This is a genomic window from Bacteroidota bacterium (assembly GCA_025059945.1).
GTDB lineage: Bacteria > Bacteroidota > Rhodothermia > JANXDC01 > JANXDC01 > JANXDC01.
In genome coordinates this window covers 1-15993 of record JANXDC010000002.1, presented here as the reverse complement: position 1 = coordinate 15993, position 15993 = coordinate 1, and the positions used below count along the sequence as shown (strand labels likewise).

Annotated in this window: 10 protein-coding genes and 2 rRNA genes; 3 read left to right on the top strand and 9 right to left on the bottom strand. The window is 63.4% G+C overall.

From position 1 onward, the window contains the following. Positions 1-89 precede the first annotated feature (89 nt). Positions 90-3254, top strand: a complete 3165-nt coding sequence (locus NZ993_00960) for a PAS domain S-box protein (protein MCS7154366.1) — start codon at positions 90-92, stop codon at positions 3252-3254. 19 nt (positions 3255-3273) lie between these two features. On the opposite strand, the gene NZ993_00955 is transcribed toward NZ993_00960, so the two are convergent. The 6 genes from NZ993_00955 to NZ993_00930 form a co-directional block, all read right to left on the bottom strand. Then, a complete protein-coding gene (locus NZ993_00955; GenBank protein ID MCS7154365.1) occupies positions 3274-3879 on the bottom strand; it encodes a phosphatase PAP2 family protein in 606 nt (201 codons plus the stop codon). 4 nt (positions 3880-3883) lie between these two features. Next, positions 3884-5293, bottom strand: coding sequence for a hypothetical protein (locus NZ993_00950; GenBank protein MCS7154364.1), 1410 nt, complete (start codon positions 5291-5293; stop codon positions 3884-3886). Further along, a complete protein-coding gene (locus tag NZ993_00945) occupies positions 5290-7041 on the bottom strand; it encodes a hypothetical protein (GenBank protein ID MCS7154363.1) in 1752 nt (583 codons plus the stop codon). Before NZ993_00945 ends, NZ993_00950 begins: the two co-directional genes overlap by 4 nt. A gap of 83 nt (positions 7042-7124) precedes the next feature. Next, positions 7125-8396, bottom strand: a complete 1272-nt coding sequence (locus NZ993_00940; GenBank protein ID MCS7154362.1) for an ABC transporter permease — start codon at positions 8394-8396, stop codon at positions 7125-7127. Further along, a complete protein-coding gene (locus NZ993_00935; protein MCS7154361.1) occupies positions 8389-9636 on the bottom strand; it encodes an ABC transporter permease in 1248 nt (415 codons plus the stop codon). The genes NZ993_00940 and NZ993_00935 overlap by 8 nt, the downstream gene beginning before the upstream one ends. 60 nt (positions 9637-9696) lie before the next feature. Then, on the bottom strand, positions 9697-10881 hold the full coding sequence (locus NZ993_00930; GenBank protein ID MCS7154360.1) for a KamA family radical SAM protein: 1185 nt from the start codon (positions 10879-10881) through the stop codon (positions 9697-9699). Positions 10882-10973: 92 nt separating this feature from the next. On the opposite strand from NZ993_00930, the gene bshA reads away from it, so the two are divergent. Further along, on the top strand, positions 10974-12119 hold the full coding sequence (gene bshA / locus NZ993_00925) for an N-acetyl-alpha-D-glucosaminyl L-malate synthase BshA (protein MCS7154359.1): 1146 nt from the start codon (positions 10974-10976) through the stop codon (positions 12117-12119). Here the strand turns inward: bshA and NZ993_00920 are convergent. Next, positions 12116-13204, bottom strand: coding sequence for a DUF4097 domain-containing protein (locus NZ993_00920; protein ID MCS7154358.1), 1089 nt, complete (start codon positions 13202-13204; stop codon positions 12116-12118). The genes bshA and NZ993_00920 overlap by 4 nt on opposite strands. Positions 13205-13291: 87 nt before the next feature. On the opposite strand from NZ993_00920, the gene NZ993_00915 reads away from it, so the two are divergent. Next, positions 13292-14701 carry a Glu/Leu/Phe/Val dehydrogenase gene (locus tag NZ993_00915; GenBank protein ID MCS7154357.1) on the top strand — a complete coding sequence of 470 codons (1410 nt, stop codon included), beginning with the start codon at positions 13292-13294 and terminating at the stop codon, positions 14699-14701. Positions 14702-14743: 42 nt separating this feature from the next. On the opposite strand, the gene rrf is transcribed toward NZ993_00915, so the two are convergent. Both rrf and NZ993_00905 read right to left on the bottom strand, forming a co-directional pair. After that, positions 14744-14856 (bottom strand): 5S ribosomal RNA (gene rrf / locus NZ993_00910). Between the two features lie 90 nt (positions 14857-14946). Continuing rightward, positions 14947-15993, bottom strand: a 23S ribosomal RNA gene (locus tag NZ993_00905); the annotation flags it as partial.

Here is a 15993-nt window from a genome sequence, read left to right as displayed (position 1 = left end):
CCGGGTCGTGTTTTACTTTGCTCTGTCCCCATGTGAAGTTTATGGCTTGATCTTTGTTGCACCCAAAGCTCGATCCGTATTGGACAGCCATGAGAGCGGCACGTCTGCCTGAGGTGTTTGTCGCGCCCTTGCTCGCAGATGCCCCCTGGGGGCTGCTTCTCTGCGACACAGAGGGCCGCATTTTGTATGCGAATCAAGCAGCAAGCAAGATCTTCGATCAAGACGCCGCGGCCCTACGGGGGCAGGATTGGTGCAAACTAACGGCCGGAGGGGTACTGTCTTCGCAGATCGGTGCGACCCTATCGTTGGGAGAACCGCGGGGGGGCCTCTGGGAAATCACGCGCCCCGATGGGCGCCGTATCTGGTGCCACTGGCAGGCTACCCCTCTACGAAACCCCGCAGGGCGCGTAATTGGCTCCGCCTTATGGGTACAGGAGATAACGGCCCGGATCGAACTGGAAAAAACGCTAGCCGACTCGGAGGCGCGCTATCGGAGCCTGGTCGAACACGCCCCGCTTATGATCTACAGCTTCGACCTGGAGGGCCGCTTCACCTATGCTAACCCTATGGCCTGCCAAGTAGTGGGCATGAACTTGGAGACGCTCCGCGGGCTTCGCTATACGGACCTATTGGAGCCGGCCCAGCGTGGGCGCGTGCAGCGCTTTTATCTGCGCCAGTTTCTCAGCCGCACCCCGCAGACGAAGCTTGAAATCGCCCTCAAGCTGCCCACTGGACGGCAGCTCTGGCTGCGGCAGCGCTGTTCGCTTCTTTGGGAGCACGATCAAGTGGTGGGCTTTCATTGCGTCGCCGAGGACATCACGGAAGCCCGCCTGGCCCAGCAAGCCCTCAGAGAGCAAGAACGCCGCTACCGAAACCTATTTGAGAGCGCACCGGATCCGATCCTGGTGCTCGACAAGGCGGGGCGCATCGTCGAGGCCAACGAACGCGCCGCGGCCGCCTTCGGCTATAGACCCGAAGCACTACACGGTCGGCCTCTGGCGAGCCTGCAGGCTATCTCACGCTCCTGCCAAGAGCCTCTTTTAGACCATCTGCTGAGCCAAGACAAACCGCTCATAGAGCAAGAGCTCACCTTCTGTCGCCAAGACGGCAAATTGTTCATCGCCAGCCTCCGAGCATCTCGGATCCCGCTCAATGACGAGAAGGTGCTCTGGCAGGTCTTCTTGCGTGACGTCACCGAGCTGCGCTTGGCCACAGCAGAGCTAGCGGCGCAGAAACTGCAGCTAGAAGAGGCCGTTCAGCTGGCCCGCGAACTAGCCGAGCAGGCCCAAGCGGCCAACCGCGCCAAAAGCGCCTTCTTGGCCTCTGTAAGCCATGAAATCCGCACCCCCCTGAACGGCGTAATCGGATACCTGGACCTCATAACGCAAGGGGCATACCGAGACGAAGGCGAGCGCAACGAATACCTGGAAGGTGCCCGGCAATCGGCCGAGATGCTCCTGGCCCTCATCAACGACCTGCTGGACCTATCCCGGATCGAATCCGGCCGCCTGAAACTCGAGATCGCCCCCTTCTGTCTAGAGGAGCTCCTGCGCGAGGTCTTGGAGTTGCTCGGACCCATCGTGCGTCAGAAGGGCCTCGAGATAGGCTACATCCTGCCCCCGTCGCTGCCAGCGCGGCTTCAAGGCGATCCGGATCGGGTGCGTCAGGTGTTGCTCAACTTGGTCTCCAACGCCGTCAAGTTCACCCATCAGGGCCATGTGTTGATCTGGACCGAGGTGCTACGCGAGGAAGCCCAAACGCTCTGGATCCGGATCACCGTACACGATACGGGCATCGGCATCGCTAGCGATCAGCTAGCGCGGCTCTTTGAGCCATTTGAGCAGGCCGATCGCCTAATCAGCCGCCAATACGGGGGAACGGGACTGGGACTGGCGATCTCCAAACAGCTGGTAGAGCTCATGGGCGGCCGCATCGGGGCCGAAAGTGAACCAGGGAAAGGAAGCGCGTTCTGGATCGAGCTCCCCTTCTCGTATGCAGAGGAAGAAGAGGAGCAGGCGCAATCCCATTTAGCCGGCCATCGGTGGCTCGTTATCGACGACCATCCGGCTAACCGCAGCGCGCTCGTGCGCATGTTGCGCGCCTTGGGAGCCGAGGCCGAATCCGCCCCTTCAGGCCGTGCTGGGCTGGAGGCGCTCAAAGGCGCACTCCTTGCAGGCCGTCCCTTTCACGGGGTGCTGCTTGATCTCAACATGCCGGATTGGGACGGCTACGATACGGCGCGCGCCATCCGGGCTGAGCCCCGTTTTCGCGAGCTACCGATCGTGCTCCTGTCCTCCTCGGCTGCGGTGGACCAAGCCAAGCTGGCCATGCTCGGGATCCGAAGGTGCCTGTATAGACCTATTCGAGCCTCGGAGCTGGCCAAACAGCTGCGGGCGCTTCCCCCTAGCCCCGCCGACCGCCCCAGCGCCTCAGATGGCCCACAGAAAACTCCGCTTGAGCCCGGTGAGGAGCTTAGCCCTCCCTGGCCCAAAGAGCGCTACCGGGTCTTGCTGGTCGAGGACAACCCGGTCAACCAGAAGATCGCCTCTACGATGCTTGAGCGCCTAAACCTGTCTGTGATCACCGCGGGCAACGGCAAGGAGGCGCTCGACGCCCTTCGACGCGCTCGGTTTGATCTGATCCTCATGGATGTGCAGATGCCCGAGATGGACGGACTAGAGGCCACGCGGCGGCTGCGTCAGATGGGCATCCAGACGCCGGTGATCGCGCTTACCGCGCACGCCATGAGCGGGGACCGGGAGCGGTTCCTCCAGGCGGGCATGAACGACTACCTGGCCAAACCCATCCGGCCTGGGCTTCTGCTTGAGCTGTTGCGGCAGTGGCTACCTCTTGCCGAGGCTGAGCCCTCCGCACAGCCCACACCCCCTCTGGAGACTGTGCTGGATCGGGCCGTGATCGCGGAGCTACAGGCGATCGATGAGACAAGCGACGGAGCGTTTTTGCGCGAGCTGGTCGAAAGCTTTCTGGAGGATGCCCGGGAACGGCTGCGCGTTATGGAACAGCTGGTGCATACCGGCCACTGGGAACAGCTTTACCGCGAGGCCCATACCCTCAAGGGTGGTTCGGCTAGCATCGGAGCAGAAGCGATGCGCCAACTCTGCGAGGAGCTCGAAAAGGAAGCGCGGGGGGGAGAGCCCTTGCGCGCTCGCTACCTCGTTGGCCAACTCCAGGAGGCCTATCGACACACCCGACGCGCTTTGCGCGAGCTCACCGGAGGGGAAGCCTTGGTTTGAACCGAGGCCCAAACGCTGCTTAAGGCCATCCCCAGTGGCGTAGCGCTTCGCGCACCCCCCAGGAGAGGCCCGCTCCCAGCGCGGCCCCCACGATCACATCCGAGGGATAGTGCGCCCCATAATAAGGCCGCGCCAAGGCCACTAGAGCGGCCCATGCGTACAAGGAGGCGCTCACGGCCCAGCGCCGAGCCTCCAGCGCCCCTCCAGTCGCCACAGCGAAGGCGAGCGCCGCATGACCGCTGGGCATCGCATAGGAATCGGACCGGGAGGGTTCCGGAGGGCTGCGTCGTAGGTCCAGAAGCACCCAATAGGGGCGTTTGCGTCCGATGGCGCGCTTAAGACCGAAAACAGCTCCGGCCACCACCCCTTCTATGAGCGCCAAACGGATCCCGGCCCGAAGCCAGCGCTCATCGCGCCGCACAAACCCCGTCGCCCACATACTGAGGGGCGCACCCAGAAAAACGGGGTAAGCGGAGGCGTTGGCGGCCGAAAGCAAACCGCCCCAGATCGGATCCTCTATCCCGTTTATAGCGCGCAGTAGCCGTACATCCTGGCGCAGCCACCAGCTGGAATCCTCGGCCGCCGCGACTAGGGAAACGCATAGCAAGCCTACGGAGAGAATCATGAAGCTAAAAGCGCAAGGTGAGCGTGCCCAGGCCCACGCGCACCCGGTAGCCCGAACTGCCGCTTGGGTGCAACAGCAGCCCCCAATCTAGGTCCAGGGTGCGGGAGTTGATCAGCCCCAACCCGCCGGTCAGGGCCCAGGGCACATGACCGCCCACCTGCAAGCCCGCCCGCAGGGGGATGAAGAAGCCCTCGCCGCCCAGTCGGTACTCTAGCCCCAGCCCCAACGCGGCCGGCGGCGCCGTCTCCGTCAGGCCCAGGCCCGCAGCCAAGGCCACGCGCAGGGGGCCGGCGGGCCTATACGCAAACCCCCCCTGCACGTGCGCCGGAAGCGGCACGCGCAAAGACTCCGATTGGCGATTGAAGGCGCGGTAGTGGACGCTTAGGACGCTATCCTCCCAAAAAGCGCGCACGTACTCGCCCAGGTCGTTGTTGAAGCGCTCTTTGAGCTTATCCGGATCCAGGCGTATGCCCCGGTACAGAAACTCGGAAACTTTGTTCGTGGCCCGCTGTGCCTGTTTGGTCAGCTGCGCCTGTCCCAGGTCGTTTAGCGCCACCGCCGCCACCCAGTTTGGCCTCCGGTAGGCCAACCCCACAGACACCCCCCATCCGCTGCCCGTGGGGCTGAGTACGCTCCAGGAGCCGGAGACGGACTCCTCATCCAACCACGCGTTCCAGCGCCTGGTCAGCTCTCCGGCCGTGCGCACCTCGATCCGATAGCGATGGCGGAGCTCTTGCCCTCCGCTGCTGATGGCGAGGGTTGAGCTCAGTTCAGCCTGCCCGTACGTCATGGGCAGCACGATACGGGGGGCGACGCCCACATAAAGGGCGCCTTCTGAATCGGAGCGCCAGATGGGCAACGCGATCCCAGCGGTCAGCTCCGTGTAATGCAGCAGGATCCCGTCGAGATTGAGCTCTAGCTCCCGATCCGGAGCCGTGCCCTTCAGCACCAGATCCAGCCACCCCCGACTCAGGCGCTGGCTGATGGCCAGGCGGCTGCGCAGAGCCAGGCCGAAGCCCACGCCGGATGTTCGAAGCCCGATCCCGATCGGCACCAGGTCCACCTGGCTATACAGCTGCCGCTCCGCGCTGGGCCCAAACCATTCGCGGAGCACCGCATCGGCCCGATCGGACCCGAGCGTCTCCCCCCCGATGAAGTATCGATCGTATACGGACTTGGGGAACAGGTTTGCATCCAGGCCCACCCCAAGGGTGCCCAGGGCGATCGTGACGGCTCCGGGGCGATCCGACCAGGCCAAATTGGCTGGATTGGCCAAAAGCCCGTATACACCCGTCTCCCAGACCACCCCCAGCCCCCCGGCCGCAAGCCCCCGAGGGGTAGCGGCCCACTGCGCCTGAAGCGCGCTCGCCTGCAACAGCAGGCCCATGGCTACTGCCCCGACTTGTGCTTTCATGGCCGCACCTTTACGTTAAGTTGCAGGCTTGCTGTGAGATCCACCGCAAGGCGGTCTTGGGCTCGGATCACAGCGCCCGGGCGAGCGGCTCCGGCGCGCAGGACGAGCCGCAGGTGTCGGGTCCGATGCAGGAGGTTGAGCTCCGACTCTTCCAGGCCGATTTCGAGTGCGCCCGTCGCCCGGCCTGAGGAGAGCCCGGCCGCATCCACCGGAGCAGGACTGAGCTCGAGCACCTGGCCCGGCTTGGGGATCCGAACGGCTAACGGCCTTCGGGCCTCATCCAAGAAGCCGATTTCGGAGATCCGAATGCCCATCGGAAGCCCATTCCGGTAGCTCAGGCGCACCCGTCCGGAAAGCAGCCGCAGCTCATCCTGCGGCTCGTTTTTGGGTAGATCACTCAGATCGGCCTCCACCGTGTCCGTAAGCACCACGGGATCAGCCAGCGTGTTTTCCAGACTCAAGGGGAGCTGAAAGCGGATCCGAGCTCGGAACGTTACGGGGGTGTTGAGCACGACGGCCTCGCCTGTGGGGTTGAGCAGAAACTTGCCCGTAAAGCGCACTTCTACGGGCAGGGCGCTCAGAAACTGGCTCAGGTTGCTGTTGCCGTCATCCAGCAGAAGCCGTATCGTCTGCGTGGCGGAGGCCGGTCGGGGAAGCGGAAACTTGATCGTGGGCCGGATCGCCTGCCCTCCCCTGAGAAACCCCCCTACGGTGTCGGCGGCCGTCAGGGCGTAAGGTCCTCGGCCCACAAGCTCGATGCGCGAGCCATCGGCTCGGCGGCCCTCGAAGACCCCATACAAGACCCCACCCATGAGCAAGTTCGTCTGGTATTCGAGGGTCATCTGGGCTCCCGAGAGCTTGAGGTTCTGGATGACCTGCGAGAGGTTGCGCAGATCCGAAAGGCGCGTGATGCGGGATTCCTCTACGCGAGCGATATCCAGCCGGCCGTCTCTGTTGCGGTCCTCCGAGAGCAGGATCGTACGGGGCACCAGGCGCGCCTGCACTTGGCTTACGGCCACGCGCTCGACGCCGAGCTGGATGACTATGGCCCGCGGGTTGGACTCGGCGCGAAACTGCGTGGGTCGGGCGAAAACATCGTAGCCCAGCTGACCGCGAACCGGGTAAAGCCGCATGCCCCGAACGGGTATCTGGATCCCCCGACGCACCTCGCCTGCTTCCAGGCGCCGAAACAGGTATTGATCCGGCCGGTCGACCGCGCCTTCGAAGCGGATCACGACGGAGTCGGCGGGGCCAAACGGGGCCCTGCGCAGCCCTTTAAGCACAATGCGCACGAACTCATAGGCCACCGGCTCCGTGTTGCGGATCTCGGGGATCTCGATGCGACCATCGGAGAAGGCCACAAAATCCCCCGGGGCGAAGCGCACGTTGTCCTCGGAGACGATCAACCCCCCGGAGACAACGGAGACCTGATTGCTCATCTCGATCGAGACACCCCGGATCGTAAGCGCAGGGATGGCGGCGTCGAACTGTCCGATATCGGCATCTTGTTCCAGGCCCAAAAAGACGCGCCCCGTTCCGGGCTGGGCGTCAAAAAGCTTGCCCACCGCCTCACGGGTGCTGTCCAGAAACACTTTTCTGCCGCGGCCCAGGAACTGATACTCCAGCTCCCGCACCAAAGCCAGGCTGAGGCTAGGTTGCACGTTTACATTCGGGGCTTCTGGGATAAGATCACAGGCCGCCAAAGCGCCCCATGCCACACCGAGCCAGCAGAGGATAGGAAGCCGCATAGACGTCCTCCCTACGTTTTAGACTCCCCCCCTTATCGTCTGGCGATAGTAAGCAGAAACGAACAAAAACTCAAGTGCCTGCGCTACTCATAACGCAGCGCCTCAACCGGATCCAACCGGGCGGCCCGGGCGGCGGGGTAGACGCCAAACAAAAGCCCTATGGCCGTCATAGCCAAGACCCCGCCGATAGCCCAGCCCCAAGGAAAAACCGGCCGGATGTCAAACTGCCAGGCCATCACGTTGCCGCCCAAAACGCCCAACAGGATCCCCACAGCCCCTCCGAGCTCACAGATGAAGATGGCCTCGAGCAGAAACTGCCACAGGATATCGCGCCTGCGCGCGCCCACGGCCATCCGGATGCCGATCTCGCGCGTGCGTTCGGTCACGGAGACGAGCAAAATGTTCATGATCCCGATCCCGGCCGCAAGCAAGGCGATACTGCCGATCAAGACCCCACCGGCCGTAAGATAGGGGGTGAAAAAGGTGACGGCCTGAGCTATGGACTCGTTCGTGTCGATGTAGAAATTATCGGGCTCCTCAGGCCGCAGGCGGCGGATTTGACGCAATAGACCCGTGGCCTCCTCCCGCGTGGCCTGCCGAAGCTCCAAGCTCGGCGCCTCAAAACTGATCAACATGGAGCGTGGCACTAGCTCTCCGGTGGGCGTGGTTCTGTAGGAGCCATAAACCTGAAAAAGCCGCGTAATCGGAGCCACCACAAAGCGATCTTGGCTCTGGCCAAAAGCGGAGCCCTTGCGCGCGACCACGCCCACAACTTGAAAGCTCACGCCGCCGATTTTGACGATTTTGCCCAGCGGGCTTCGGTCGGGAAAGAGCTTTTCGGCCACCTCGTGGCCGAGCAAAACCACGGAGCGGGCGTAATGGACGTCGTCTGCGGTCAGGTTCCGGCCCTCGGCTAGCTCATATGATAGGTGGGCCAGGAAGTACTCGTCGCCTCCCCAGACCTCCACGTTGGGCTCGGTGCGACGATCCGCATAGCGGATTCGCTCTACGCCAAACCAATCCGAGATCCCCACGGCCAAAGGCAAAGTAGCCCGGCGCCGGAATTCCAGGGCCTGCTCATACGTGATAGGGGGATTGGTGCGGGGCCGGCGATCGCCTGTGCTGATCTCCACGCTGGGCCGGTCCTGCACGATAAACACGTTGGAGCCCAAAAACCGCGTTGTGTCGCGAAAGTAGCGGTCGATCACCCCCACGGCCGTAACGGAGGCGATGATGGCGAAGACCCCTATCGCGATGCCCAACAACGTGAGACCGGAACGCAGCCGGTTGGCCTGCAGGGCATCCCAGGCCATCCGGAAGGCCTCTAGCACCGGCATAAGAGGAGCTCTACTCATAGCGCAGCGCCTCCACGGGATCAACGCGGGCCGCTTGGCGAGCGGGCAGGTACCCGAAGACGATCCCCGTCAGCACGCAAATCCCGAAGGCCAAAGCCACGGTCGCGGGGCTCATATAGGCGGTGAATATCCGGTTGATGCCCCAGGTTACGAGGGCCGCAAGCGCAATCCCGACCGCGCCCCCCAGAGAGCAGACCACGATAGCCTCTACCAAAAATTGCCACAAGATGGCCCGCGCCTTGGCCCCAACGGCGCGGCGAATGCCGATTTCGCGCGTGCGTTCGCGCACGGAGACGAACATAATGTTCATCACCCCGATGCCGCCCACAAGGAGCGAGAGAGCCGTAAGCCCGATGCCAACGGCGTAGATCACGGCCGTCACCTGTTCGTATTGGCGCCGGATCATCTCCTGCTCGTTGATCGAAAAGTCATCGGGCTGCTCGGGTCGCAGCGCACGCAGCCGCCGCATAATTCCGCGCAGCTCCTCCCGGGCTTCGGGGAGCAGTTGCGCGCTCGGATATTTGACCGTGATCGTAACGTCCCGGTCCCGCGTGCCAAAAAGCCGCCGGAACGTGTTAAAGGGTATGATGACCATGTTGTCAACGCGGAACAGACCCAAAGCCCGCCCCTGCACGGCCAGCACGCCTATGACCTCAAAGCGATACGAGCCGACATAAAGGCGCTTGCCCAAGGGACTTTCGTTGGGGAAGAGCGCCTCGGCCGCCTCCGCACCCAATACCGCCACAAAGCGCGCGGCTCGGTCTTCGGTCTCGGTAAAGAACCGCCCCTCGGCCACCTCGGCGTTGGAGACAAGCGGCATGTACGCGGATCGGCCTTGCACGCTTATCTCCGCGCTTCGGTCCCGGTACCGCACCGTCCGCCGCGTGGACACCCCCACATCCACGGCCGTGGCGTATTGGGAGAGGGCCAAAATCTGCTCCGCATAGGCCGGCTCTATAGCCCGGCGGTTGATGTACTCCCACCACCGATATTCGCCCTCCCCAAAGCCCCATGGCCATTTCTGCACGTACAACACGTTCGTGCCCATCATGGCCATGGTGCGCTCAAAGCCCCGGTTGATGCCGTCGATGGTGGTGAACATGGCCGTAACGGAGACGATCCCAATGATGATGCCGAGCGTGGTAAGCAGGCTGCGCAGCCGGTGGGCGCGGATGGCCTCCAGGGCCATGCGCACGCCTTCGTACCACTCTAGCGCCCAGCGGCGTATGCGTTGGCTCATGTACGGAAGGCCCCCTTAGACGCCCTTTCTTAAACGGAACCCTCAAGGCGAAGTTGCGGCCTACGGGCGGGGCTTCGCAGGCGCGGGCACATACGTGGGCCAGCTGGGGTCGATCTCCACACTCGGAAGCTGAACGGGCAGATCCCGATCCTCCTCCGCAAGCGGGTTGTACTCAAGCCAAACCCGGCCGTCGTAGGCCCGCACGGCGACGTAATCTCCGGAGCGGCCCAAGATGTAGTCCCTGGTCAGGGGTACTTTGCCGAAGGGGGTATCGAGCACATAACGCGGGATGGCAAAGCCCGTAATACGCCCCTGCAGCTCGCGCATAATCCAAAGGCCTCGCTCGATGGAGGTGCGAAAGTGCGCCGTACCCCCCACCAGTTGGGCCTGATAGAGGTAATAGGGCCGCACGCGGCTGCGCACAAGGCCCGCTAGCAGCGCCCGCATCTGCTCTGGGGTGTCGTTGATGCCCCGCAGCAACACGCTCTGGTTGCCTACGGGAAAGCCGTGTCGCAATAGCCGATCCACCGCCTCGGCCGCATCCGGGGTGATCTCCTTGGCGCAATTGAAGTGCGTGTTGACCCAGATCGGATGATAGGGCTCCAGGCGCCTCAACAGGGCCTCCGTGATCCGATACGGAAGCGTTACGGGATATCGGGTGCCCAGCCGGATGAGCTCCACGTGCGGAATAGCCCGCAGCTCTCGAATGAGCTCCTCTAAGGCCTCATCGCCCAAGGACAGCGGATCGCCGCCCGTCAGCAGCACGTCCCGGATCTCCGGATGGGCGGCGACGTAGGCGATCGCCTCCCGCCGTTCGGCCCGACTCAAAAAAAAGGCTGGATCGCCCACCATGCGCTTGCGCAGGCAATAGCGGCAGTATAGGGCGCATTCCGCCGTCACGCAGAAAGCCACCCGATCTCGGTAGACGTGAATCAGGTTCTTTACGGGCGCGTGCTCTAGCTCCGCCAGCGGATCTTCGCGGTCTAGCCCGATCGGATCGTCCAGCTCCGCCATACGGGGCACCACCTGCCGGCGCACGGGGCATTGGGGGTCCTCCGGATCCATGAGCGCCGCATAATACGGGGTGATCCCCCACTGAAAATGAGCCCGGGTGCGCTCCAGGGCCTGGCGTTCCTCTTCGGTCAGCCGAATGTAGCGGGCTAGCTCGGCCTCGGTGCGAATGCGATGCTGCATCTGCCAGCGCCAATCGCGCCACTGGGGATGATCGGCTCCGATAGGCTCCATGATCTTTTTGCATTAAAGATACGCGCGCCCCCTCGTTAGCGGGAACCCCCGGGGTCCGATGGGGTTGTAAACGGGGCACAAGGAGAGGCGGCGTGCGTATCGGGATCTCCTGCTATCCCACATATGGCGGATCGGGCGTGGTGGCTACGGAGCTAGGCAAAGCCCTGGCCCGTCGAGGTCACGAGGTGCACTTTATCAGCTACGCCATGCCCATGCGCCTGGAGGGCTTTAGCGAGCGCATCTTCTACCACGAGGTCCCGATCGTGCAGTATCCCCTCTTCGAGTATCCCCCCTACGACCTGAACCTGGCCAGCAAGATGGTCGACGCAGTGCGCTTTGCGCACCTGGAGCTGCTGCACGTGCACTATGCGATCCCACACGCCACGAGCGCCTACCTAGCCAAGCAGATCCTGGCCGAGGAGGGGATCCGGATCCCGGTCATCACGACCCTGCACGGAACGGACATTACGCTCGTGGGCCAGGACCCCAGCTTTGAACCCGTGGTGCGCTTTAGCATCAACCAGAGCGACGCCGTAACGGCCGTCTCCGAGTACCTGCGCCGGGAGACGGAGGCGCACTTTCGCGTGCGCGTCCCCATTGTGGTGATCCCCAACTTCGTCGACACGGAGCGGTTTCGGCCCATCAACAAGGCGCACTTTAAGCAGGCCCTCTGCCCAAATGGCGAAAAAGTGCTCGTGCACATCTCCAACTTCCGTCCGCTTAAACGCGTCTCGGACGCCGTCTGGGTGCTCGTGCGGCTTCTGGAGCGAGGCCTGCAGGCCAAGCTGCTATTGGTCGGAGACGGGCCGGAGCGCACGCAGGTGGAGCAGCTCTGCCGGGAGCTGGCCGCCTGCGAGGCCGTTCGGTTTTTGGGTAAGCAAGAACCGGTGGAGGAGATCCTGGCGATCGCGGATCTGTTCCTGATGCCGAGCGCCTCGGAAACCTTCGGGCTAGCTGCCCTGGAGGCCATGGCCTGCGGGGTGCCCGTGATCTCAACAGACGCCGGCGGGCTTCCGGAGCTTATTCGGCACGGCGAGACGGGGTTTCTGTGTCCCGTCGGAGACGTAACGGCCATGGCCGAACACGCCTATGAGGTGCTCACCAACCCCGCGCTACAGGAGCGCCTGCGCGCGCAGGCGCGCGCATGGGCCGTCTCCCGCTACGGAATCGAGCAAATCGTGCCTCGCTACGAGGCCCTGTACGAAGCCGTAATCGCGCGCCCAACCGTTCCTTCTTAACGCAGCGCACGCAACAAGATGGCGCCCCCAGAGGCGCGAACCTCCAAGGGCCGCCCCTCCGCCTTGGGGCTTTGCTCCAGATGGATGCCGGAACGTCCGCCCTCCCAGACGACGTGGGCAGCTGCGAGGGCCGAGTCCACGCGCACCCGATCGCCCCGCAGCCGCATCCGCAACGGGATCGATCGCGGCAGGTACAGCACAACATCGCCCCCGGCGGCCCTCAAGGAATTGACCTCAGAGCCCAGCTCGGCAAGCCACGCTTCGATATCCCCGCCAGAGGCGGTTAGCGCCAGGCTTCGACCCACCCGGACGGCCTTTAGCCTTATATCGCCGCCGCTTGTGCGCACGCGCAGATCCTCAGCCCTTCCGCTATCTAACCGGATATCTCCCCCAGAGGCGGAGATCTGGGCCTCGGAGGCGGCAAAATCGCGCAGCCGGATGTTTCCCCCGCTGCTCTGAACCGCAAGCGCACCGCCTACCCCGACAAGCTCGATTTCGCCCCCAGCCGTGCGGGCCTCTAGCCTGCCCGCAAAGGCCGAGGCGAAGATGTCGCCTCCGGCGCTTGTAAGGTGCGCTTGCAGCGCGCGAGGGGCGCGAACGTGAAACTCGAGCTCATAGTCCCGAAAAGCCTCCCAGAGCGCCTCCCGTCGGGGGCTTTCGTGCGCGATCGCGACCTCATTAGGATAAGCCCGCACCTCAAGATGATGGCGTCTCCACCAAGCGCGCGCTCGCTCTGCGCGGACGCCGCGCACCAGCACGCGCACCACCAGCGAATCTCCCTCCCCTCCCTCAAGGCGAACGGAGCCCCCTTCGGTGCGCAGGCTAAACCGCCCCCCTGGGGATAGGGAGAAGACTTGAGACCACAGCAGTTCCTGCTCCGGCTGCCTCTCTGTAGCTTCGGCTACGACGGGATGGGCCGCCGCCTGGTGGGGCTGCGCTGGACTCCGGCGGCGCGTCACATTCCATAAGCCGGCGGCCACCAAGGCAATACCTAAAGCGATGAGCACCCAGTTTGGCCGCATGAGTTGCATAATGACCCCCGCCCGCTCCCGAACGTGTACGCAATCCGCAGGATCGGGTTTCACGAGTTTTTTCCCGCTCAACCGTTGCACTTTAGCCGAAGGCTTGCTAGCATGGGGCGCTCTGTGTCGGCTTTGAGAGGAGGCATTGCGATGTCGGGCGCCCAATTCTATGCCACCGTACACCACCAGTTCGATAAAGCCGCGGCTCTGCTCGAGTATCCGGCTGGGCTCCTGGAGCAGATCAAGGTCCCCAACGCGGTCTACCGTTTTCACTTCCCTGTGCGTACGCGTCGGGGTCTAGAGGTGATCACGGGCTGGCGCGTAGAGCATAGCCATCACAAGCTTCCCACTAAGGGCGGCATTCGGTACGCGCCCTACGTGGACGAAGACGAAGTCAAGGCGCTGGCTTCCCTCATGACGTACAAGTGCGCCGTGGTGGACGTTCCCTTCGGGGGGGCCAAGGGGGCGGTCAAGATCGATCCTAAAGCGTATACGGCAGAGGAGCTAGAGGCGATTACGCGTCGCTATACGGCTGAGCTGATCAAAAAGCACTTCATCGGGCCTGGGATCGACGTACCTGCTCCGGACGTGGGCACCGGACCTCGGGAGATGGCCTGGATCGCCGACACCTACGCCACCTTCTTCCCCGATCAGATCGACGCCATGGCCTGCGTAACGGGCAAGCCCATCAGCGCCGGGGGCGTGCGAGGACGCGTAGAGGCCACCGGGCGCGGGGCTTACTTCGGCATCCGGGAGGCCTGCGCGCAGGCCGAAGACATGAAGGCTCTCGGGCTCAGCCCGGGGCTAGCGGGCAAGCGCGTGGCCGTGCAAGGGTGGGGCAACGTGGGCTATCATGCGGCCAAGTTCTGTCAGGAAGGCGGGGCCGTGATCGTGGCCGTGGGCAAATCCGACGGGGCCATCTACCATCCAGACGGAATCGAGGTGGAGGACCTAAACCGGTTTCTGTCCGAGGGTGGGCGCATTACGGAATATCCCAAGGCTCGGGCGCTTCCACGCCGGGAGGACGTGTTGGAGGTAGACTGCGACATCTTGATTCCGGCCGCGCTCGAGAACCAGATCACGGCCGAAAACGCCCCCCGGATCCGGGCGAAGATCATCGCCGAAGCGGCCAACGGCCCGACCACCCCAGAGGCCGAGGAGCTGCTTACGGCCCGCGGCGTGCTCATTTTGCCCGACCTGTACCTTAGCGCGGGCGGAGTGACCGTATCGTACTTCGAGTGGCTCAAGAACCTCTCGCACGTGCGCTTTGGGCGCCTCAGCAAGCGCTATGAGCAGGCCAGCCTGGGGCGCATGCTTCGGGCAGTCGAAATCGCCACAGGGCACGCCTTCTCGGAGCACGAACGGCAGTCGATTGCGCATGGCGCCGACGAGGAGGACATCGTCAACTCCGGCTTAGAGGAGACGATGATCTCGGCCTATCACCAAATTCGGGAGATCTGGAAGCGGGATCCCCGAACGGGCACGCTGCGTACAGCGGCTTTTGTGAGCGCGATCCGCAAGATCGCCACGGCGTACTTGGATCTAGGGATCTTCCCATAAAGAAGAAGGGCCCTCGCCCTGTGGGGCGAGGGCCCAAAATCTTCCTGGCAGCGACCTACTCTCCCGCCCTCTTGGGCAGTACCATCGGCCCTGGACGGCTTAACTTCGCTGTTCGGAATGGGAAGCGGTGTTTCCCGTCCGGTATAGCCACCAGGAAAGCAAACTCTACGCTCGACACGGCGAAGCAGAGGGTAGCGACGTTTGCACGCACAAGCGGCTGCGCGTCCAGCGCGGTGTAAAAATCCGCGCTCAAGTCGAACGGGCTATTAGTACGGCTCGGCTCAACGGGTTACCCCGCGTACACCTGCCGCCTATCTACCTCCTCATCTCGGAGGGCCCTTCAGGGAGGCCTCATCTTGGGGTGGGTTTCGTGCTTAGATGCTTTCAGCGCTTATCCCATCCGGACATAGCTACCCAGCGCTGCACCTGGCGGCACAACTGGTACACTAGAGGTCCGTCCGTCCTGGTCCTCTCGTACTAAGGACAGCTCCCCTCAAGCCTCCTGCGCTCGCCACAGATAGGGACCGTACTGTCTCACGACGTACTGAACCCAGCTCACGTACCGCTTTAATGGGCGAACAGCCCAACCCTTGGGACCTTCTCCAGCCCCAGGATGCGATGAGCCGACATCGAGGTGCCAAACCGGAGCGTCGATGTGAACTCTTGGCTCCGATCAGCCTGTTATCCCCGGCGTACCTTTTATCCTATGAGCGACGGCCCTTCCATGCGGAACCGCCGGATCACTAGGCCCGACTTTCGTCCCTGCTCGACCTGTCGGTCTCGCAGTCAAGCCCCCTTATGCCCTTACACGCTACGCACGATTGCCGACCGTGCTGAGGGGACCTTTGGGAGCCTCCGTTACGCTTTAGGAGGCGACCGCCCCAGTCAAACTGCCCACCTGACACGGTCCCTCGACCCGCTTCAGGGCCGCAGGTTAGACTCCCATTAGAACGAGGGCGGTATTTCAAGGGCGGCTCCACCCGAGCTGGCGCCCGGGCTTCTCAGCCTCCCGCCTATCCTACACACGCCCTAACAGAAGCCAATGCCAGGCTGCAGTAAAGGTGCACGGGGTCTTTCCGTCCCGTGGCGAGTATCCGGCGTCTTCACCGGCACCACAATTTCACCGAGCGCGCGGCCGAGACAGCGCCCAGGTCGTTACACCATTCGTGCAGGTCGGAACTTACCCGACAAGGAATTTCGCTACCTTAGGACCGTTATAGTTACGGCCGCCGTTTACCGGGGCTTCGGTTCGGAGCTTCGCCCTTGCGGGCTAACCCCTCCCCTTAACCTTC